This window comes from Streptomyces sp. NPDC091292 (assembly GCF_044757265.1).
Lineage (GTDB): Bacteria > Actinomycetota > Actinomycetes > Streptomycetales > Streptomycetaceae > Streptomyces.
Genome location: NZ_JBIVUQ010000003.1, coordinates 308,153 through 328,993 on the forward strand (window position 1 = coordinate 308,153; position 20,841 = coordinate 328,993).

Consider the following 20,841-nt stretch of genomic DNA (forward strand, 5'->3'; position numbering starts at 1 on the left):
ACGAGGTCAGCCCGCGTTCCGTCGCCGCCCGTGCCCCGCATACGATGCGCCCAGCCGTCCGCAGGAGCGGGCGCCGCCGGTCGTAGGAACCATCACCAGGAGCACGGTACCCGTGGACATACCCCCGCCGCCCGGCTCGGGCGCGCCGCAGCCGCCCGAGGGGCAGCCGAATCCGTACGCGCCGCCGACGGGGGGCGGTCCGCAGGGTCCTGGTCCGCAGGGTCCCGGTCCGTATGGTCCGGGGCCTTACGGTGGCGGCGGTTCCGGTCCGTACGGTTCCGGTCCGCAGGGTCCGCAGGGGCCGCAGGGGCCGGGGGGTCCGCAGGGTCCTCCCGGGTACGGGTATCCCGGGCAGCCGCCGGGTCCGTACCCGCCGCAGTGGGGCCAGGGGTATGTGCCGCAGGGGCCGCAGCCCCCGCTCAACGGCTTCGCCATCACCTCGCTCGTCTTCGGCATCCTGTGCTGTCTTCCGCTGGTCGGGCTGATCCTCGGGATCGTCGCGCTCGCCCGGATCAACAAGACGGGCGAGCGGGGCAGGCCCATGGCGATCACCGGAATCGTGCTCTCCGGGATCGGCTCGCTGTTCCTGGTGCTCATGGTGGCCAACGGTGGCGTGAGCGCCTTTGTCGACGGTTTCCGTAAGGGCTTTGAGGACGCCGCGCGGGACAGCGTCACGTTCACCGTTGACAAGGGCGAGTGCTTCAACACCCCGGACGGCAGCCTCGAAGGCGTCACGTACGACGTCGAGACGGTGTCCTGCGACCAGAAGCACGACGGCGAGGTGTTCGCCAACTTCAACATGCCCAAGGGCAGTTACCCCGGCGACGAGCGGATCACGGACACCGCCGACGAGAAGTGCTACGCGCTCATGCCTCAGTACGCGATGGACTCCTGGGCCATACCGGACGACGCGGACGTCTACTACTTCACACCCACCCGCGACAGCTGGTCCTTCGGCGACCGTGAGATCACCTGCCTGTTCGGCAACACGGACGCGGGCGCCCAGCTCACCGGGTCGCTGCGCAACGACGGCTCCACGCTCGACCCGGACCAGGTCGCGTATCTGGAAGCCGCCCAGGTGCTGAACGCGGCGCTCGACACGGCGCCCGACGAGCAGTACGTCGAGAAGGATCTGCCCGGCCACAAGGCGTGGGCGAAGCGGGTTGAGTACGCGCTCGGTCAGCGGGCCGGGATGCTCCAGACACACGACTGGCCCGCGGCGAGCGCGGAGCCGGTCGCCGCGATGCTCCGTGATCTGGAGGCGGCCGGCAAGGAGTGGGGTCTTGCGGCCAAGGCGTCCGACGCGGACACCTTCTACGTGCACTACGACAAGGGCAGCGGGCTGATCGACAACAAGAAGGCGGTGCAGGTGCGCGAGGCGCTGGCGCTGGAGACGACGCCGCCGCGGGACGCCCCGAACGGGGACTCGTCGGGCAGTGGTTCGGGTGGCGGGTCGGGTGGCGGTTCGGGTGGCGACGTCGACCCGGGTGCGGGAGCCGACGTGTGACACGGGTATACCCAGGGAAACCCCCTGGGTAACCGCCCGTCATCACTTCGAGTGATTCCTTGGCCTTTGGTTGCGGTCAACAACCCACGGTTGCCAGGCTGTTGCTGTCTGTCAATCTGATGGGAGTGGCTTGTGACTTTCGGTGAGCAGCCGGCGTATCTGCGCGTCGCGGGGGATCTGCGCAAGAAGATCGTCGACGGTTCGCTGCCGCCCCACACCCGGCTTCCGTCGCAGGCGCGCATCCGCGAGGAGTACGGCGTCTCGGACACCGTCGCGCTGGAGGCCCGCAAGGTGCTGATGGCCGAGGGGCTGGTCGAGGGCAGGTCGGGGTCCGGCACCTATGTACGGGACCAGCCGGAGCCCCGGCCGATCTCCCGCTCCGGATATCGGCCCTCCTTCGGGGCGACGCCCTTCAGGCAGGAGCAGGCGGAGGCCGGGGCGCGCGGGACCTGGGAGTCCCGGAGCGAGCAGATCGAGGCGGACCGGGCCGTCGCCGACCGGCTCGGAATCAAGGCGGGGGAGCGGGTGATGTGCACGCGGTACGTGTACCGCGATGCCGGTGAGGTGATGATGCTCTCCACCTCATGGGAGCCGCTTGCCGTCACCGGGCGTACGCCGGTGATGCTTCCCGAGGAGGGGCCGCTCGGGGGGATGGGGGTGGCGGAGCGGATGGCCGCGATCGATGTCGTCGTGGACAACGTGACGGAGGAGGTCGGGGCGCGGCCCGGTCTCGCGGAGGAGTTGATGGCGCTTGGGGGGGTGCCGGGGCATGTGGTGATCGTCATCAAGCGGACGTTCTACGCGTCGGACCGGGCGGTCGAGACGGCGGACATCGTGGTGCCGGCGGATCGGTATCGGATCGCGTATCACTTGCCGGTGAAGTAGGGGGTTCGGTCGGCGTCGGGTTGGGGTTGGGGTTGGGGGGCCGGGGCCGGGGCCGGGGGTGGGGACGGGGGTCGGGAGGGGGCAGGGTGGGGAGCGGTTGAAGGGAGTGGGTGGTGCGGTCGGTCGGGCAGTGGTGGTGGAGGAGGCCGGGTGCGGCTCGTGAGGCGCGTGGGGTGGGTGAGTGTTCGGTGTACGGGGTTGTGGGGCGCGTCGAGTCGGTGCGCCGTCACGCTTGCGGTTCCAACTGGAGGTTGGGGGGCGGGGGTTGGCTGTTTTGGAAAGTGGCCAGATCGGGGAGAGGTGCAAGGATCTGGCCACTTTTCCCGGGAGGGTTTCCTGTGGGGCTCAACTTCCCCCTGGTTCGCGGTCGTTGGTGGGGGAAACGAATCTGGCCGTTTCTTCACGGGGTTCCTCCTGGCCGATCAACTCCCCCCTACTGAACCCCCGTACAGCGACGCCCACCCGCCTTCCCCAGGACGCGTGTGTGGACCGGGGCGGTTCGGCCTGTGAAATCTCGGTGCTCCGGGGGGCGCGCGGCGCGTTTGCGCCCCGGTCGGCCTGGCTGGTTGCGTACCTCTTTGTGAAAACACGTATCCGCTGAGTGAAGGTCGGGCGTAGGCTCGGGCATATGCGGAGTGCGGTTTCCTTAGTGAGCGGGGCACTGGGCGGGGTGCGGGTGGCATTTGGAGAGGCGCGATGACCGACGGCACGTCCACGCTTCCCTGGCTCGTCATACGGCAGGACGACAACGGCAACACGTATCGCGTGGGACGGTACGCGACCAGGGCGGAAGCCCAGAAAATGGCCGACAGCCTCGATGACCGGGGGCACAAACAGCTGTACTGGGTCGAGCGGGTCGGCCAGAACGGCACGCGCTGACCGGCGCCCGGCTCCCGTAGGCTCCCCGGCATGAACGAACCGATCGTGGTCGTCGGAGCCGCCCTCTATGACGCCGGACGCCTGCTCGCGGCGCGCCGAAGTGCGCCCCCCGAGGTCGCGGGGCGCTGGGAACTCCCCGGCGGCAAAGTCGAACCCGGTGAACTCCCCGCCGACGCCCTCGTCCGTGAACTGCGCGAAGAGTTGGGCATCAAGGCCGAGGTCGTCGCCCGGGTTCCCGGTGAGTGGCCCATCAGGCCCGGTCTCGTCCTTCAGGTGTGGACCGCCCGGTTGATCTCCGGGACCCCCGAGCCGCTTGAGGACCACGACGCTCTCCGCTGGCTCGGGCCCGACGAGATCTGGGACGTCGACTGGCTGGATCAGGACATCCCCGCCGTCGAGACCTGGGTGAGGACCTGGGAAAAATGAGGGCACGGTAAGAGACGGGCGCCCTTTCTTACCTCTACACGCCCCTCGACGGGGTAATACCTACTCAATTCCGGGTATGGGGCCAATAACCCCATGAAATCGGACATGGTCGTGTCGTCGGCCCGGGAAGTGATCCGTGTGATCGACACCGAAGGTGCCCGCGCCGAGTGGATCTTCCCGGCCGACCCCGGTGCCGTACGCACCGCGCGCGTCGCGGTACGCCGGCAACTCGGCGACTGGAAGCTGGACGTACTCGGGGACATCACGGTCCTGCTCGTCAGCGAGCTGGTGACCAATTCCCTGCTCTACGCCGCGGGCCCGATCGGCGTACGCCTCGTACGCCCCCCGGACATCCCCGACGCCCTGCTCGTCGAGGTCTCCGACCAACTCCCCGATCCGCCGCACGAGCGCAGCGCCGATCCCGACGACGAAGGAGGCCGCGGCCTTCAACTGGTCGCCTTCTCGTCGCGCCGCTGGGGGACTCGTCCTGGCGGGTCCGGCAAGACCGTGTGGTTCGAGCTGGCCCTACCGGGTTAGAAGACGGGAGGTGCCGGTCCTGACCGGTCCAAAAACTGTCGGGACCGAGCTGTGATCGTGAACACCGTGTCGTGCGGGGCCGTAGTGCTGGATACTGCGGGCAGCCGCCACTGGTGACCGGTACCGGGCGCGGTGAGCTGGAGGGGACGGTTCGCGTGAGCGAGATACCAGCGAAGGCCATGGCGTCCGGAAGACCGTCGGAGGGCGCGATGGGTGACGCGGTGTGGCAGAACAGCCCGCCGGGCTCGATCTACGACTACATCAAGGTCGCCTCGTTCTCGCTCGGCCCCGACGGGCTCATCGACCAGTGGAGCGCCCGCGCCGAGCAGTTGTTCGGCATCTCCGCCGAGGCCGCCGTCGGCAAGGACCCCATCGAGGCGTTCGTACCGCCCCATCTGCGGGAACGCGGTCAGCGCAAGATGGCCGAGATCCTCGACGGGCGCGAGTGGACCGGGTCGGTGCCCTTCCGGCTGCCCGCCCGTGCCGAACACGGCGGCGGAGAAGGTGGAAGAGACGGTGGGGGAGACGGCGCCGGGGCCGTCGGGATCGCCGAGGTCTACGTCATGCCCACCGAGAACGAGGCCGGCGAACGCGCCGCCCTCTGCATCGTCGTGGACATCCGCGCCCTCCGCCGCATCGAGACCGACCTCGCCGCGTCACAGGCCATTTTCGGTCAATCTCCCTTCGGCTTCCTGCTGTTCGACACCGACCTCAAGGTCCAGCGCGCCAACAAGCGCTTCGCGACCGTCTTCGGCGGCCACGCCGACGACCACCGCGGCCGGACCGTCCACGACTACCTCCCGCGCCAGGAGGCCGACCGGCTGACCGCCGCGCTCCGCCGCGTCCTCGACACCGGCGAGGCCGTCAACGAGATGCAGATCGTCGGACCCTCCCCGCACTCCTCCGAACGCCGCCACTGGTCCGTCAACCTCTACCGCGTGCACAGCGGTTCGGGCCGCCCCATCGGCGTCGCCGGCATCGGCACCGACGTCACCCGCCGGCACGCCGCCGCCCGCGAGGCCGCCCACGCCCGCCGCAACCTCGCCCTCCTCAACGAGGCCGGATCCCGCATCGGCAACTCCCTCGACCTGGAGACCACCGCCCGCGAACTCCTCGACGTCGCCGTCCCCGGCTTCTGCGACCTCGCCTCCGTCGACCTCTACCAAGGGCTCCTCGACGGCGACGACACCCCCACCGGCGGCGGCGCCGTCGTCCGCGCCGACACCGGCTCCGGAAGCGCCGCCCTGCGCCGCGTCGCCTTCGCCAGCGCCGTCTCCGACGCGCCGTTCACCGGCGGACCCGCGCCCGTCGCCGTCGGCGCCATGCACCAGTACGCCTTCAGCTCACCGTGCGCCGAGGCCCTGCGCACCGGCCGCCTCCAGTACGTCCCCGGCGAGGGCGGCCAGCTCATCCAGTCCACGCTCGCCGTGCCGATGGTCGCTCATGACACCGTCGTCGGCCTCGCGCAGTTCTCCCGTACCAAAGGCAGCGAGCCCTTCGGCGACCGGGACCGCGCCCTCGCCGCCGAACTCGCCTCACGCGCCGCCGTCTCCATGGACAACGCCCGCCTCTACCGCCGCGAACACCAGCGCGCCCTGATCCTCCAGCGCTCCCTCCTGCCCCCCGGCGACCCCGTCGCCGCCGGACTCGACATCGCCTGCCGCTACCTCCCCGGAAACGCCGCCACGGAGGTCGGCGGCGACTGGTTCGACGTCATCGAACTCCCCGGCCACCGCACCGCGCTCGTCGTCGGCGACGTCATGGGCCGCGGCCTGCGCGCCGCCGTCGCCATGGGCGAACTCCGCACCGCCGTCCGGACCCTGGCACTCCTCGACCTCGAACCCGCCGAAGTCCTCTCCGCGCTCGACGAGATCGCCCGCGGCCTCGGCACCCCCGGCGGCGTCCAGCAGGCCACGCGCGTCGCCCGCCCCGCCGCGGACGCCGACCTCTCCGAGGTCTACCTCGCCACCTGCGTGTACGCGGTCTACGACGCCGTCACCCGCCGCTGCACCTTCGCCAACGCCGGCCACCTCCCTCCCGTCATCGTGGAACCCGGCGAATCCGCCCTCATGCTCGACATGCCCCCCGGTATGCCGCTCGGCGTCGGCGGCGAACCCTTCGAAGAAGTCGCCGTAGACCTTCCCGAGGGCGCCCTCCTCGCCCTCTACACCGACGGCCTCGTGGAATCCCGCGACCACCCCCTGGACGAGGGCCTGCACGCACTTGTCGGAGCCCTCACCGACCCGGAACAGCCACTCGAAGACGTCTGCGACCACGTCCTGGGCACCCTCGACACCCACCACGGCGAGGACGACATCGCCCTCCTCATGGCCCGCGTCCAGGGCCTGCCCGCCTCGTCCGTCGGCGACTGGACCCTGCCCCGCGAGCCCCGCAGTGTCGGCCACGCCCGCGAGTTCGCCCGCGCCAAGATCCTGGGCTGGGACCTCGAACCACTCTCCGACACCGCCGAGTTGCTGGTCAGCGAACTCGTCACCAACGCGCTCCGGTACGGCGAGGGCGAGATCCGGCTCCGGCTGCTGCTCGACCGGACCCTGGTCTGCGAGGTCTGGGACACCGGGCTCGTCCAGCCGCGCCGCCGCCGCGCCCGCGTCACCGACGAGGGCGGCCGGGGACTCCAGCTCGTCGGACTGCTCAGCGCCGCGTGGGGCTCACGGCGAACGCCGCTGGGCAAGACGGTCTGGTTCGAACTGCCGCTGCCGGACGGGGACAGCGCGGAGGTGGACGCGACGGAGGCGCTGCTGAGCATGTTCTGACCGTCACCGGACGGCGGGCCGTACGGTCACGCAGTCACGCAGTCACGCAGTCACGCGGTCACGCGGGGGACTTGAGCGCCGCGAGGCGCGCCTCTATCTCCGCCGAGTCCCCCAGGCTGTCCAGCTTCTCGAACTGCGCGTCCAGCGACGAAGCGGCGAGTTCCTGCTTTCCCACGGCCTTCGCCTCCTCCCTGCGTACCTTCTCCTCGAACCGGTTCAACTCGCTTGTCGGGTCCAGGACGTTGATGTTCTTGGCGGCGTCCATCATCTGGTTCTGCGCCTGGGCCGTCTTGGAGCGGGCTATCAACTGGTCCCGCTTCGACTGGAGCTGTATCAGCTTCTCCTTCATCTGGGTCAGCCCCGACTTGAGCTTGTCCACTACCTCCGTCTGTGTGGCGATCGTCGGCTCCGCTTCCCTCGCCTCGCGCTCCGACTGCAACTGCCTTTGCAGGGCGACCTTCGCGAGGTTGTCGAAGGTGTCCGCCTCGGCGGCGTCGCCGGACCTGCGCAGTTCGTCCGCCTTCTTGCTCGCGGCCAGCGCCTTCGCTCCCCACTCGGCCGCCGCGTCCACGTCCTCGCGGTGGTCCTGCTCCAGCATCCGCAGATTGCCGATCGTCGTCGACACCGCGTCCTCGGCCTCCCTGATGTTGTTCGTGTAGTCACGGATGAGCTGGTCGAGCATCTTCTGCGGATCCTCGGCCTGGTCGATGAGTGCGTTGATGTTGGCCTTCGCGAGTTGGGCGACACGGCCGATGATGGTCTGCTTGCTGGTCATGGTCTGGCTCCTCGGATGGTGAACGGCCGGACAGGCGTGGGGAGTTCCGTACACCTGCGATAAATTCCGTATAAGTGCCGATCTCGGGCAAGTGCTGATCTCGGACACGTGGTGGTCTCGGACAAGTGCTGATCTCAGAAGCGGCCACCTCCGCCTCGCCGCCCCCGCGTCCCGCCCCCGCCGAAGCTCCCGGGGCCGCCCCCGAAGCCGCCGCCGAATCCGCCGCCTCCGAAACCGCCCCGCCCCCGGCCCCGGCCGCCCATCCCGCCAAGGATTTCGCCGAGGATGATCCCGCCGAGCACGGCACCGCCCATCCCGCCACCGGCCCGCCCGCCGATACCGCCGACACCGCCGCCCACGGAACCCCCGTACGGATTCCCGTACGACCGCACGTCCCGCTCCGCGTACTGCCGTGCCTGCCGGGCCATGGCGTCGGCCTGCTGGGCCTCGGCGAGCGCGCCGGACGGGTCGCCTCCGGACGTCGGACCGGACGCCGCGAGCTGTTCCGCGCGCGCGAGGTGCCGCTGCGCCTCGGTCAGCCGGGTGCGGGCCTCGCTGCCGACGGCGCCGCGGTGCGTCGTGACGAAGTCGGTGGCCGCCGAGACCCCGCTGCGGGCCGTGAGCATGGCCTGGTCGAGGAGCGAGCGGGCGCGGCTGTCCGCGACCTCGCGGGCGCGCGCGCCCGCCAGTGACTCGTCGAGCGCGGCGTCGGCGGCCTCCAGGCGGCGCAGCGCGTCGATCGGGTCGTAGGGGCCCGCCGCCATCTCCCGGTGCACCTCGGCCATGACCGCGTCGGCGCGCGCGATACGGCCCCGCAGATCCGCCGTGGACACGCCGGGGACGGTGCCGTCGAGCATGCCCCGGGCGTCCGCGAGGTCGGTCTCGGTCTCGGTGAGCGCGCCGGGCAGTTTGGCGTCGGCGGCGGCGAGTTCACCGGCCAGCCGCTCGATCGCGTCCACGAAGGTGCCCGCCTGGTCGACGGCGCCCTCGGACGCCCGCAGGAACACCGCCGCCTTGCCGTTGTCGCCCGCCGCGATCGCGTCCCGGGCCTGGTCGAGGCCGGCCGACGCGAACACCAGCCGGTCCCTGGCCTGCTGCACATGGCCCGCGACGGGCAGCGCGGCGGTCGGTGCGTACGTGTGGGCGAGCCGGGTGAGGGCTTCCTGCGCCGCGCCGGTCCTGCCGTCGACCTGGGCGTACGCCTGCCGTGCGCGCTCCAGGGCCTCGGGCGCCGTCCGCTCCAGGGCGCGCAGCCGGTCGAAGTCCGCGGTCTCGGCGTCCAGGCGGCTGTTGGCGTCGGCGCAGCGGGCGATGATCTCGTCCAGCATCCGCCGCTTCGTCGGGTCGTCCTCGGGGTAGGCGTCGTCGAGCTGCTGCCGCAGCCGGAAGGCGGCCGTCAGCTCCGATTGCGCGTAGGCCAGGGCCTCCTGGAACGGGCGTACCGCCTCGTCGCCGAACTGGGCGGCGGCGAAGCCGACTTCCTCCGTACTCGTGCGGACGGCGTCGTCGGTCTCCACGAGCCGCTGCCGCGCCTCCTTGTCGAGCGCCGGCAGCGGGGTGGGCGGGGGCTGCCCGCCGGGGCCCTCACCGCCCGAGCCCCAGCCGCCGTGGGCGCCGCCGGTACGCGTCCCGCCGCCGTCGTGCCGCTTGCGCCGCGAGTACGCGTACGCCGCCAGGGCCCCGGCGCCGCCGACCGCCACGATCGGCAGGATCAGGTCCCCCGGACCGGTCTGGTCGCCGCTGCCGACACCGCTGCCGTTGGGGTCGGCGGGTCCCGGGGTGATCGTCGGGGTGGTGACCGGGAGCCCGGCGAAGGTCGCGTTCATGCCGTTGGCCGCGCCGATCGCCGCGCCCGCCCAGTCGTTCTGCCGCAGCGCGGGCTCGATCGCGGTCGTCGCGACGGTATGGAGCTGGGCGTCGGTGAGCCGGGAGTTCGGGTCGACCGAGTACGCGTACTGGCGCGCGTGGGTGGCGACGGCGAGCAGGACGTCGTTCAGGCCGAGGCCATTGCGGTTGGCCGTGGCGTCGGCCCAGCTCTGTGGGGACTGGCCGGAGAAGTCGCGGACGTAGGCGACGAACAATTGTTCGCCGTGGTCGCGGTCGAGCGTGTCCAGAGCGGTCGTGACAGCGCCCTCGCGGTCGCCGAGCGCGCCCACCGTGTCGGTGATCTGGCCGGTGCGGGACAGCGGGATGGGCTGGACGGCGGGGGCGGCGGCCGGGAGGGGCCGGACGGCGCTGGTGACGGCCGGTGTGGGCTGCGCGGCTTGGGCGACGGTGGGCGGGAGCAGTAGCCACAGCAGCGCTGCCAGTACGGCCAGCGGGGCCAGCGCGGCCACCGGCCTGGCTATGTGCGACGGGGCTCGACTCGGAGAGGACGTCACATTTCGGAGGGTATGGCGCGGTACGGTCCCTCGCGACCCGACGCCGGGTGGGGCTGGTGGGGAACCAGGTGCGTCTACGGGTGCGTTTACTGGTGTGTTTACGCTGCACGGGACGTAGGCGGGGACCTCACGGGGGTGGGTGGCGCATGGTGTCGGGGCGGACGCGGAGTGTTGTCCGAGGTGTCGGACGGAGGCTGCGGCGCGGCTGGGCCGTTCTGTGGGCCGCGGTCTGGCGGGACCGGCGGTGGCCCCGGTGTGTGGCCCTGGGGGTGGTGCTCGTGGTGGTCGTTCCCGTGCTCGCCGCCGGAGTCGCGCTGCGCGTCAATTACGCGGGCGATCCGGCGCCCGGCACCCAGACCCGGGGCCGTGACGCCTTCTGGCTCGGGCACGCCTGGGTCGACGGCCGCAAAGGCGACGACGACATCGCCGCGCTCGCCGCCCGCATACGCGACACCGGAATCCGGGACCTGTACGTCCACACGGGTCCCCTGGAGCACGACGGGACCCTCGACGCCACGCTGTACCCACGGGCCGACTGGTTCGTGAAGGCGGTCCACCGCGCGCTGCCCGGTGTCCGCGTCCAGGCGTGGCTCGGCGACAAACTCGCCACCGAGACCCCGGACGGCATGCGCCTGGAGCGCCCGGCTACCCGGGCGGCCGTCGTCCGCTCGACACGGCAGATCCTCGACGTCGGATTCGACGGCGCCCACTTCGACCTGGAGCCCCTGCACTCCGGTGACCGGAACTACATCGGGCTCCTCGACAGGCTGCGCGAGGTGACTCGGAGCCGTGACGTGCCGCTGTCCGTCGCCGCCCACCAGATCGACCCGCTGCCGTCCCTGCACTCGGTCACGGGCGCCCTCGCCAACCACCCCAAGTGGTGGTCCCAGTCCTTCTTCGCCGAGGTCGCCCGCCGCGTCGACCAGATCGCCGTCATGTCGTACGACACGGCGATGCCCCTGGAGAGCCTGTACGGCGGCTACGTCGCCCAGCAGACGGCGCTCGCCCTGGAGGTCACACCGGCCTCGACGGACCTCCTGATGGGGCTGCCGTTCTACTACGACGACACCTTCGGCCACCGTGGCTCCGCCGAGACGGTCGCCGCCGCCGTACGGGGTGTCCGCCTCGGCCTGTCCCGCACCGACCGCGACCGCGAACGCTTCGGCGTCGCCCTGTACGTGGACTTCGCGGCGCGGGAACGGGACTGGGCGGCGTACCGGGCCGACTGGTCGGGGTGACCCCGGCCGGTCGAAGTGACGCCGGCCGGTCGAAGTGGCCCGGTACGCGCGCGTGGCCGTGCCGTATCAGATGCTGAAACGCTCCTTCCCGAGCATCGGCCGGACCCGTGAGGCGAACCCGCCCGTGCGGAAGGGACGTTGCAGCAGCCCGGGGCTGAGCTGCTGGGCGAGCGCGGCGGCGATCATGCCCTGGTCGAGCGCGAGGACGAAGTCGCTGACGCGGCCCGTGCGGACGTTCACCGAGTCACGGAAGCCGTACCCGTCGTGGTACGCGCCGAAGTCCCGCTCCAGCGCCTTGAGGTTGGCGATGGCCTCCCCGCGCGCGTGGGGCAGCGCGAGGAACGAAGCGTGCGGGGTGACGACGCCGAGCGAGTTGTACCCGTCGACCTGCATACCGATCGCGTCGACGCCGTACTCGCGGTAGCCGCCCTCGGGGATGTTCGCGGGAGAGAAACCCCAGTACCCGTACTTCTCCTCGATCATCCCGTGCTCGATCTGGCTGCGGACATAGCGGTCGTGCGTCGTGCCCCACGCGCGCGGGGACCACTCCGGCTCCGGCACGAACAAGGGCACCATCAGCGCCTCGAACATGGAGCCGCCCCAGGTGGGCACCAGGTCATGGCCCCGGTGGCTGTAGTGCCCGTTCCACACCCGGACCCGCCCGACCTGCGTGTACGCACCGCCGGGTACCTGCTCCTGCTCCCACTCCGGCAGCATCGTGCGGTACATGCACCAGTAGTGCTCCTCGGGCAGGCTGCCGTCGGCGATGCCGAGGTAACTCGCCATCCGGGGCTCGGTGTTGAGGGCGCCGTAGTGGTGTCCGGTGGGCTCGCCGGTGTCCGTCCAGAAGCCGCCGCGCAGCTGCCCGGGGTGGCGGGCCGTGTCCGCCGGGTCGTACGGCGTGTAGTAGTACGACCAGTCGGCGGTGGCCAGCAGCCGGGCGATCCGGGGCCGCAGCGAGGGGTCGGCGTCGGCGGCGATCCGCAACCCGGTGACCAGCCACGCGTTGTCGACGGACGACAGGAAGGGGCGTACCGGGTCGCCGCTGTCCGGCCAGGTGGTCAGCGTCGAACCGTCGTACGCGTCGTACCAGTTGAGCCAGAAGCCGTGGTGCCGCTCCAGCTTCTCGACGGCGGCGACGGTGCGGGACAGCCGGCGGCGCATGTCGCTGCGGCCGATCACGCCCAGTCCGGCCGCGGCGACCGTGGACCACAGGCCGCAGCCGATGTTGGTCGGCGAGGTCTGCCGCGAGGGCACCGGGGCGCCGGGGCGGCTGATGTCGGCCTTGTCGGCGGTGAGCCCGAAGTCGGTTGTCAATACCTCGATCGAGTGGAACGTATCGCGGAACCACTTTCGGAGCAGCGGTGTATCAGAGGTATGAGCGAGCGACGAGGCAGTACGCGACGAGGAACGAGCGGTGGCGGCCCCCGGGCCGGTGGAGCCGGTAGTGGCGGCCGATGCGGGGCCCGCGGCCAGGGTCAGGGCGGCGGCCCCGGCTCCGGCGGCGGTGAGGAACGAGCGGCGGTCCAGGCCGAAGCGGCCGGAGCCGCTGGGGTCCGAGCCGGTGGGGTCCGCGCCTTCGGCGGGGGTGCCGGCGGTGCGGATGCGGTCCGTGCGGGTGCGATCCATGCGGTTCCAACTCCTGGAGAGAGGTGGCGGTGTGGAGTGGTGCGTGGGTGGCGGTGCGTCCGGAGGTGGTGCGTTCGGGGATGGATCCGGGTGAGGGTCCGGGGGCCGGCCGTCGTCAGGAGCGGCCGGCCCCCGGGGATCGGTGGTGGGGGGGTCGGTGGTGGCGGAACTGGTGGCGGGGGTGCGGGCCGGTCAGGAACCGGCGCCGGGCAGCTCCCGGGTGCGGCCCATCGCGCCGAGCCAGACGGCGGACGGCTTCGCGGTCCGCGCGAAGGTCACCGGATCGACGGCGATCAGCCCGAAGGTCGGCCGGAAGGAGCCCCATTCGTAGTTGTCGAGCGCGCTCCAGGTCAGGTAGCCGCGGATGTCGAGGCCGTCCTCCAGCGCGGCGGCGACCTCGCGCAGCGCCCCCGTCAGGTAGTCGACGCGGCGGCTGTCGTCGGCGGTCGCGATGCCGTTCTCGGTGACCACGAGGGGCACGTCACCGACGACCTCGGCGGTGTGCCGCAGCGCGTGCCCGACGGCCGCCGGGTAGTACTCCCACGAGGTCAGGGTGCGCTCGGCGTCCTCGGGCGCCGGGATCGGACCGTCCGCGCCGATCCGGGTGCGGGTGTAGGACTGGACGCCGATCCAGTCGTCGCCGCGCGCGGCCTCGATGAAGACGTCCTCGCGCGGGTGCCGGTAGGCCGCGGTGACCTCGTCGGCGCCGGGCAGCGCCTGGTACACCTGGTTGGCGACCGTCCAGCCCACGTTGATCGCGGAGTTGATGCCCTTCACGGCCTTCACGGCCGCGTGGTGCGCGTCGATGATGGAGCGCGTCGTCTCCTCGTCGGGCGTCGGCAGCCCGGCGGGCGGGAAGCCGATGTCGCCCGCCTTCGCGGCCCCGGCCATCACGGCGATCATGTTCGGCTCGTTGATGGTGCACACATAGGGCACCCCGTCCGCGATGACCGGCGCGGTCGCCTCGACGTACCGGGTGAAGAGGTCGACGGCGCCCTCGGCGGTCCAGCCGCCCCGCTCCTCGAACCAGCGCGGGACGGTGAAGTGGTGCAGCGTCACCATGGGACGCAGCCCGCGCTCGATCGCACCGTCGACCATGCGCCGGTAGTGGGCGAGTTCGGCGCGCGAGAAGTGGCCGGGCGCCGGTTCGATGCGGGCCCACTCGATGCTGAAGCGGTAGTCCGTGAAGCCGAGTTCCGCGAGCAGGTCCATGTCCTCGGGCCAGCGGTGGTAGCTGTCACAGGCGTCGAGACTGGGCTCCTGGACGTGCGAGGTACCGCTGTGCTCCTTCTGCCACCAGTCGCTGTTGGTGTTGTTGCCCTCGATCTGATGGGCAGCGGTGGAGGCACCCCAGAGAAAGCCGTCGGGGAACCGTGTCGGGGCGTGCGTCATCGTCAAGTCTTTCTGGTGGAAGCGGGCCGCGCCGGTGCGGTGGCGGGCGGCCCCGGATGCGGGGGGCTATTTCATGCCGGCGGTGGCGATGCCCTGGGTGAAGTGCCGTTGCAGGACGGCGAAGACGAACAGGACCGGCAGGACGATCAGGAAGGACCCGGCCATCAGCATGCCGTTGGAGCCCGCCGACCGGACGGGGTCCGTTGCGAAGGTGGCGAGGGCCACCGGAAGGGTGTATTTGTCCGGGTCGTTGGTCGCGATCAGCGGCCAGACGAAGTTGTTCCAGGAGGCGAGGAAGGTGATGATCGTGAGCGTCGCGAGGGCGGGTTTGACCAGCGGCATCACGATGCGCCAGAAGATGTACCACTCACTGGCGCCGTCCATCCGGGCCGCTTCGAGCAGCTCGTCCGGGATCGACTGCATGAACTGCCGCATCAGGAAGACCCCGAGGGCGCCGGCCGCGAAGGGCAGCACCAGACCGGCGTAGGAGTCGATCAGGCGCAGTCGGCTCATCAGCACGAACAGCGGGAGCAGCATCAGGTTCGCGGGCACCATCAGTGCGCCGAGCACCAGCCCGAAGATCTTGTTCTTGCCGGCGAACCGCAGCTTGGCCAGGGCGTAGCCGAGCATCGAGCAGAAGACCAGATTGGAGACGGTGACGAGGGTCGCGACGATCAGCGAGTTGAGGAAGTAGCGCGGCAGGTCGAGGCGGTCGAGCAGCTCCGAGAAGTGGGCCAGTGTCCACTCGGTGGGCAGCCAGACCGGCGGGCTGGCCGACAGCTCCTCGGTCGTCTTGAAGGCCGAGAGCGCCATCCACAGGAAGGGCGCCGCCATGACCAGGAGACCCACCGAGAGCAGGACATACGTGAGTGCCCTGCGCGGGCCCCGCCGTGCGGAGGCGCCGGTGGCGGTGCCGGTGCCGGTGGCGGGCGGGGGAGCGGCGGCGGACGGTCGTGCCGCGTCCATGCGGGGTGCGGCGCTCATCGGGTGTTGTCCTTCAGCAGTCGGAGCTGGAGCACCGTGATGGCCATGATCACCACGAAGAGGACGTACGCCATGGCGCTCGCGTAGCCCATGTGGAAGAAGTTGAAGCCCTCGCGGTACATGTTCAGCGAGACGGTCAGCGTGGCGTCGGACGGGCCGCCCTGGGTCATCACGAAGGGTTCCTCGAAGACGTTGAGGTAGCCGATCGTGGTGATGACGGTGGCGTACAGCAGGGTGGGCCGCAGCAGCGGCACGGTGATCCGACGGAACTCGCTCCACATCCCGGCGCCGTCCAGGCGTGCCGCCTCCCGCACCTCGGTGGGGATGGCCTGGAGTCCGGCGATGATCAGGACCATGACGGTGCCGAGGTTGCGCCAGACGGCCATCAGGATCAGCGAGGGCATCGCCAGCTTCTCGGAGCCGAGGAAGTCCGGCGAGGTGAGGCCGATCTCGGAGGCGAGTCCGGCGATCAGTCCGTCGGACGGGTCGAGGACGAAGCGCCAGACGACGGCGACGGCGACGATGCTGGTGACGACGGGGGCGTAGAAGCCGATGCGGAAGAAGGTGCGGGCGCGGTCGATGCCGTTGTTGAGCAGGACGGCGACGAGGAGGCCGAGCACGATGGTGAGGGGGACTCCGACGACCACGAAGTAGGCGGTGTTGAAGAGGGACTTGAGGAACTTCTCGTCACCGAACAGCTTGGTGTAGTTGTCGAAGCCGATGAAGTTGGCGTCGAACGGGTTGGTGACGTTGCGCAGCCCGAAGTCGGTGAAGCTCATCAGGAGCGTCGCGGCGATCGGGAGGGCCATGAAGACCGCGAACAGGACGAGGAAGGGGGTGGAGAACAGCCAGCCGGCCAGGTTCTGCACACCCATCCGCGACCTGCCGCCCCGGCCGCCCCTGCCACCGGGCCCGGCGCCCTTGCGCACGGGCGGGGCGCCCGCCGGGCCGGGGTGTCCCGGCCCGGGGCGAGCGCCGGCCGCGTCCGGCGCGGCCGATCCGGTCGTGGTGCTCATGGCGGCTACTTCACGAGGCTTTCGATCTCGGACTGCGCCTTCTTGGCAGCGTCCTCGGCGGATGCCTTGCCCTGCGTCACCGACTCGATGGCCGCGTCGACCTTCGAGGTGATCTCGGTCCACTCGGCGAGCGTGGGTGTGGTCCTGGAGGACTCCATCTGCTCACGGAAGACCTGGAGGTTCGGGTTGTCGGCGAGTTTGCCGGAGTCCCACGCGGAGGTGTTGGCGGGCAGATCGGCGGTCCGCTCGAACCAGTCCGACTGACCCTTGGTGTCCGTCAGATACGAGATGAACTTCTCGGCGGCGGCCTTGTGCTCGCTGTCCTTGGAGATCACCAGACTGGAGCCGCCCGCCCAGGACACCGACGCCTGGTCGGCGGGGATCTTGGCGACGGCCCACTTGCCTTCGAGATCGGGGTAGCTGTCCTTGAGGAGCGTCATGATCCACGGGCCGGAGAAGAACATCGGCACGTCACCGGAGTTGAAGTCCTTGGTCACGTCGTAGCCGGGCTGGACGCTCTTCTTGGCGAGGCCCTTGTCGAAGTAGGTGCCGTACTCCTTGAGCGCCTTCACCGCGGCCGGGCTGTCGAAGACGGCCTTGCCGTCCTTGTCGACGATGTCGCCGCCGGCCGAGAACAGGAAGGGGTAGAAGCTCTGGACCGTGTCCAGGCCGCGCGGCTGGATGGACAGGCCCCACTTGGCGCCGGCCTTGTCCTGGTAGGCGGTCGCTGCCTGCTGCAACTCCGCCCAGGTGGCCGGGGGCTTGTCGATGCCGGCCTTCTTGGCGAGGTCGGTGCGGTAGTAGAGGACGCGGGTGTCGACGTACCACGGGACGCCGTAGACCTGGCCGTCGACCACGCCGCCCTGCCAGGCCGCCGGGAAGAAGTCCTTCTCGGTGAAGGTCTTGGTGTCGACGGGTTCCAGGACGCCGAGGTCCGCGAACTCGCCGAGGTAGGTGCTGCCCATCTGCGCGATGTCCGGCAGGGTGCCCGCGGCGGCGGCCGACACCAGCTTCTGGTGGGCGACGTCCCAGCCGACCGGGGTGACCTTGACGGTGATGTTCGCGTGGGCCTTCTCGTACGCCTTCGCGACGTCCACGAGCTTCTCGCCCTCGGCGCCCATGGCCCAGACGGTGAGGGTCTGCTTCTTGTCGGCGGCGACTCCCTCACCCGCCGAGCTTCCGCATGCCGTGATTCCGAAAGCCGTCGCGAGTGCGAGGGCGGCCGAGGCGGTTCTGGCGGCGCGATGCGTGGACGGCATGGACGGCTCCTCCTTGAGCGGTCACCGGAGGCCCCGGGGATTCCTGAACCATCCCTGGCGCTCCTGATGTATGCGCTGTCTGTAAGCGCATACATCACTCTGCGGCAGCCCGTTTGAAAACCGCAAGGGGGGTTCATGTCACACTCCGGTAACGTGCCGGGGTGCCCGGACCGTGACCGGAAACCGATGGCGGCCCGCTCCCGGACGCCCCGGAATATCCCCTCGCGGTGCAGGTGAGGCCCTTGTGCACGCTAGGCGGGATATGTGCGGACCGAAAGTGAATGTGTCCGATTCCGCACCTGGGCGGAGGGCGGCTTCCGCACCTGGACCGGGGCGGCCGGGACGGGGGTACGGGCGGGCGCCGGGTTAGGGTCCGGGCCATGTCGCCGCTGCCCGATCCCGTACCGCCGCTGCCCGATCCCGTACCGCCGCTGTCACCCCGGCCGGTACCCTCCGCCCCGCAGTTCCCGCATCCGTACCCCTTCGACCCCGCGTACGGGTACTCCCTCGCGGACCTGCTCCGGGTGCCCGCGCCCGTCGCGCCCGGGGACTTCGACGGGTTCTGGGAGGGCCGGTACCGGGAGGCGCGGGCGGTCGACACCGCGCCCGTCGTGGGGGAGCCGGAGGGGGAGTGGGACGGGGCGCGGGTGTTCGCGGTCGCGTACGGGTCGGTCGGTGGGGAGCGGATCGGCGGGTGGCTCGTGCTGCCGGCCGAGGGGGTGCCGGTCGAGCACGGGTTCGTGGTCGGACACGGGTACGGAGGGCGCGGCGAGCCAGGACGGGACCTTCCGCTTCCGCTGCCGGGAGCCGCCGCGCTGCTGCCCTGCGTGCGCGGACTCGGCACCCGCAGCACCCGGCCCGCAATCCCCGGCGACGCCGACGGACACGTCCTGCACGGCATCGCCTCACGCGAGCGGTACGTCATCGGCGGCTGTGTGGCCGACCTGTGGTGTGCCGCGTCGGCGCTCCTGGACCTCGTACCGGCGCTCGACCGGCCCGGCGGACCCCGCATCGGCTACCTCGGCGAGAGTTTCGGAGGCGGCCTCGGGGCGCTCGCGCTCCCGTGGGACGACCGGTTCGCGGCGGCGCAGTTGACCGTGCCGACCTTCGGGAACCATCCGCTGCGGCTGACGCTGACGTGCACCGGCAGCGGGGAGTCCGTGCGCCGTCATCACCGTACGCACCCGGAGGTCGTGGACGTCCTGCGGTACTTCGACGCGGCCACCGCGGCGACCCGGCTCCGGACCCCGACGCTGGTCGCGCCCGCGCTGTTCGATCCGGCCGTGCCGCCGCCCGGTCAGTTCGCGGTGTACAACGCCCTCGCCGGGCCTCGGGAGCTGCGGGTCCTCACGGCGGGGCACTTCGAACACGACGGTACGGAGGACGAGTACCGAGAGTTGGTGGCGGCCCGGCGGGACTTCTTCGCCCGCCACCTCGGCTGACCCGCGCACACGCCCACGCCCACGCCCACCCCGAACCGATCCGAACCGATCCGACCCGCCCCGATCCGGCGGAAGGTCAGCCGCAGCCGCAGCTCGCCCGGCGGGCCACCGTCACCGGGAGCATCCACGACACCGGCTCACCGGGACGTACGTCCCCGGCGCCTCCGACGTCTCCCGAATCGCCGGCGGACGCGCCGCCTCCGCCACCGCCAAGCCGCCGTACCAGCAGATCCACCGCCTCCTCACCCATCCGCCGCATCGGCTGCCGCACGGTGGTCAGTGCCGGGCGGACGAGCCGACTCAGCGGGATGCCGTCGAAGCCGGTCACGGCCACGTCCTCCGGCACCCGTACCCCGCGCCGCTCCAGGGCGTGCAGCGCGCCCACGGCCATCTGGTCGTTCGCGAAGAGCATCCCCTGCGGGGGCGGATCGCCCCGCCCGGCCGCCCGGTCGAGGAGGGCGTCCGTGGCAAGCGCGCCCTCCGCCTGCGTCATCATCGGCGCCCGCAGATCGGGCGCGTCCGGTACGGGGAGCCCGGCCGCCCGGCACGCCGCGCGGTAGCCCCGGAACCGGGCCGCCACGTCGGGCGAGTCCTCGGCGCTGCCCACGAAGACGAGCCGCCGCAGACCGTGGTCCTCGATGAGATGCCGGGTCAGTTCGCGCTGACCGTCCTCGTTGGCGACCTCGATATGGTCCAGATGGTCGAGCTGCTGCGGTTCGCGCGGTCCGGCGAGCATCACCACGGGCAACCGCCGCGAGATGACCTCCAGATCCTCGGTGGGTACGGTCCGTGCCAGCACCGCGAAGCCGTCGACCCGGCCCGCGACCTTGGCGACCTGGCTCTCGGGGCCGCCCTTGAGGGACGCGGCGATCAGCAGGGCGTACCCATGGCGGCGCGCCGCGCGCTCCATGCCGCGGATGATCTGGTCGGAGTAGAGCATCGCGGCATCGTCGTCGTCGGAGTCACCGGCCTCCGTCTCGGCGTCCGGATCGGAGTAGTCCGGAAAACACAGCCCGAGCACTCCCGTGGAACGGCTGGCCAGGCCCCGCGCGTTCCCGCTCGGCACATAGCCGAGTTCCCGCGCGGCGGCGAGTACCCGGTCCCGGGTCTGCTGCCGTACCGAATCCGGCGTGCGGTAGACCCGCGACACCGTGGCGATGGAGACGCCCGACCGCTCGGCGACGTCGTACACCGTGGGGGCTGTGCTCACCCGACCGACCGCCTGCCCTGTCCGTACCGATTGCGCCGTATCGGCGCTCTGAAAGCGCATTCACCCTAGGCTTGTGCGCGTACGGGGAGCAAGGCGGGACCCTGCCGCCGGGGCGGGACGCGGCGGCAGGCCGGGGCGGGACAAGGGACACCAAGGGGTGGGGAAACGTGCTGGTGGCTTTCGCATGGGCGATGGCGGTGATCGCGGTGCTCGCCGCGGCGGAGGGAGTCGCGGCGGTCCGGACCGGCTGGGTGCTGCCCTGGATACGGCGCAGGGTGCTGCGGCCCCGGCTGTGGGGTTACGGGATGCTGATCACGAGCATCGGGGTCCCGCTGGCCCTGACGACCCCCGTGTTCCTGGGACGGTCCGATGCGCTGCGCGATCCTGTCGTCTTCATCGGCTATGTCCTGATCGTCGGCGGGTGCGTCGTCCAGGCGTTCGGGTATCGGCTGGACCCCGCCGACCGCGCCCCGGAACCAGGAGTCCCAGGGCGCGGCGGTTCATGAA

At 71.1% G+C, this 20,841-nt stretch carries 17 protein-coding genes; 9 read left to right on the plus strand and 8 right to left on the minus strand.

The window, feature by feature from the left end; translation table 11 throughout:
- Positions 1-394 precede the first annotated feature (394 nt).
- From ACIQNU_RS12725 to ACIQNU_RS12750, 6 genes are all read left to right on the plus strand, one after another.
- Positions 395-1,507 carry a DUF4190 domain-containing protein gene (locus tag ACIQNU_RS12725; protein WP_401365014.1) on the plus strand — a complete coding sequence of 371 codons (1,113 nt, stop codon included), beginning with the start codon at positions 395-397 and terminating at the stop codon, positions 1,505-1,507.
- Positions 1,508-1,639: 132 nt separating this feature from the next.
- Positions 1,640-2,392 carry a GntR family transcriptional regulator gene (locus tag ACIQNU_RS12730; RefSeq protein WP_401365016.1) on the plus strand — a complete coding sequence of 251 codons (753 nt, stop codon included), beginning with the start codon at positions 1,640-1,642 and terminating at the stop codon, positions 2,390-2,392.
- A gap of 696 nt (positions 2,393-3,088) precedes the next feature.
- On the plus strand, positions 3,089-3,271 hold the full coding sequence (locus ACIQNU_RS12735; protein ID WP_401365019.1) for an SPOR domain-containing protein: 183 nt from the start codon (positions 3,089-3,091) through the stop codon (positions 3,269-3,271).
- Positions 3,272-3,301: 30 nt separating this feature from the next.
- Positions 3,302-3,697, plus strand: a complete 396-nt coding sequence (locus ACIQNU_RS12740; RefSeq protein ID WP_401365021.1) for a (deoxy)nucleoside triphosphate pyrophosphohydrolase — start codon at positions 3,302-3,304, stop codon at positions 3,695-3,697.
- Between the two features lie 93 nt (positions 3,698-3,790).
- The gene (locus ACIQNU_RS12745) at positions 3,791-4,234 is read left to right on the plus strand and encodes an ATP-binding protein (protein ID WP_401365024.1); all 444 of its coding nucleotides are present in this window, start codon (positions 3,791-3,793) and stop codon (positions 4,232-4,234) included.
- 155 nt (positions 4,235-4,389) lie between these two features.
- Positions 4,390-7,008, plus strand: coding sequence for a SpoIIE family protein phosphatase (locus tag ACIQNU_RS12750; RefSeq protein WP_401365027.1), 2,619 nt, complete (start codon positions 4,390-4,392; stop codon positions 7,006-7,008).
- A 58-nt stretch (positions 7,009-7,066) separates the two neighbouring features.
- Here ACIQNU_RS12750 and ACIQNU_RS12755 read toward each other — a convergent pair whose 3' ends face one another.
- Both ACIQNU_RS12755 and ACIQNU_RS12760 read right to left on the minus strand, forming a co-directional pair.
- The gene (locus ACIQNU_RS12755) at positions 7,067-7,783 is read right to left on the minus strand and encodes a PspA/IM30 family protein (RefSeq protein WP_401365030.1); all 717 of its coding nucleotides are present in this window, start codon (positions 7,781-7,783) and stop codon (positions 7,067-7,069) included.
- A 134-nt stretch (positions 7,784-7,917) separates the two neighbouring features.
- Positions 7,918-10,164, minus strand: coding sequence for a TPM domain-containing protein (locus ACIQNU_RS12760; protein ID WP_401365032.1), 2,247 nt, complete (start codon positions 10,162-10,164; stop codon positions 7,918-7,920).
- Between the two features lie 146 nt (positions 10,165-10,310).
- Here ACIQNU_RS12760 and ACIQNU_RS12765 point away from each other — a divergent pair, with 146 nt between their 5' ends.
- The gene (locus tag ACIQNU_RS12765) at positions 10,311-11,402 is read left to right on the plus strand and encodes a hypothetical protein (protein ID WP_401365035.1); all 1,092 of its coding nucleotides are present in this window, start codon (positions 10,311-10,313) and stop codon (positions 11,400-11,402) included.
- A 66-nt stretch (positions 11,403-11,468) separates the two neighbouring features.
- Here the strand turns inward: ACIQNU_RS12765 and ACIQNU_RS12770 are convergent, their stop codons facing one another.
- The 5 genes from ACIQNU_RS12770 to ACIQNU_RS12790 all read right to left on the minus strand — a co-directional run bounded on the left by ACIQNU_RS12770 (position 11,469) and on the right by ACIQNU_RS12790 (position 17,682).
- A complete protein-coding gene (locus ACIQNU_RS12770) occupies positions 11,469-12,932 on the minus strand; it encodes a glucoamylase family protein (protein ID WP_401365619.1) in 1,464 nt (487 codons plus the stop codon).
- A 291-nt stretch (positions 12,933-13,223) separates the two neighbouring features.
- Positions 13,224-14,423 (minus strand): glycoside hydrolase family 1 protein, encoded by a 1,200-nt coding sequence (locus ACIQNU_RS12775; protein ID WP_401365037.1) that lies wholly within the window; start codon positions 14,421-14,423, stop codon positions 13,224-13,226.
- A gap of 66 nt (positions 14,424-14,489) precedes the next feature.
- The gene (locus ACIQNU_RS12780) at positions 14,490-15,407 is read right to left on the minus strand and encodes a carbohydrate ABC transporter permease (protein WP_401365040.1); all 918 of its coding nucleotides are present in this window, start codon (positions 15,405-15,407) and stop codon (positions 14,490-14,492) included.
- Complete coding sequence (locus tag ACIQNU_RS12785; RefSeq protein WP_401365043.1) at positions 15,404-16,423, minus strand: carbohydrate ABC transporter permease; 1,020 nt, start codon at positions 16,421-16,423, stop codon at positions 15,404-15,406. Before ACIQNU_RS12785 ends, ACIQNU_RS12780 begins: the two co-directional genes overlap by 4 nt.
- Positions 16,424-16,428: 5 nt before the next feature.
- Complete coding sequence (locus ACIQNU_RS12790; RefSeq protein ID WP_401365046.1) at positions 16,429-17,682, minus strand: sugar ABC transporter substrate-binding protein; 1,254 nt, start codon at positions 17,680-17,682, stop codon at positions 16,429-16,431.
- Positions 17,683-18,062: 380 nt separating this feature from the next.
- Between ACIQNU_RS12790 and ACIQNU_RS12795 the strand changes: the two genes are divergently transcribed.
- Positions 18,063-19,124, plus strand: a complete 1,062-nt coding sequence (locus ACIQNU_RS12795) for an acetylxylan esterase (protein ID WP_401365048.1) — start codon at positions 18,063-18,065, stop codon at positions 19,122-19,124.
- Between the two features lie 76 nt (positions 19,125-19,200).
- Here ACIQNU_RS12795 and ACIQNU_RS12800 read toward each other — a convergent pair whose 3' ends face one another.
- On the minus strand, positions 19,201-20,316 hold the full coding sequence (locus ACIQNU_RS12800) for a LacI family DNA-binding transcriptional regulator (RefSeq protein WP_401365621.1): 1,116 nt from the start codon (positions 20,314-20,316) through the stop codon (positions 19,201-19,203).
- A 191-nt stretch (positions 20,317-20,507) separates the two neighbouring features.
- Between ACIQNU_RS12800 and ACIQNU_RS12805 the strand changes: the two genes are divergently transcribed.
- The gene (locus ACIQNU_RS12805; protein WP_401365051.1) at positions 20,508-20,840 is read left to right on the plus strand and encodes a hypothetical protein; all 333 of its coding nucleotides are present in this window, start codon (positions 20,508-20,510) and stop codon (positions 20,838-20,840) included.
- The last annotated feature ends 1 nt before the right edge of the window (position 20,841 follow it).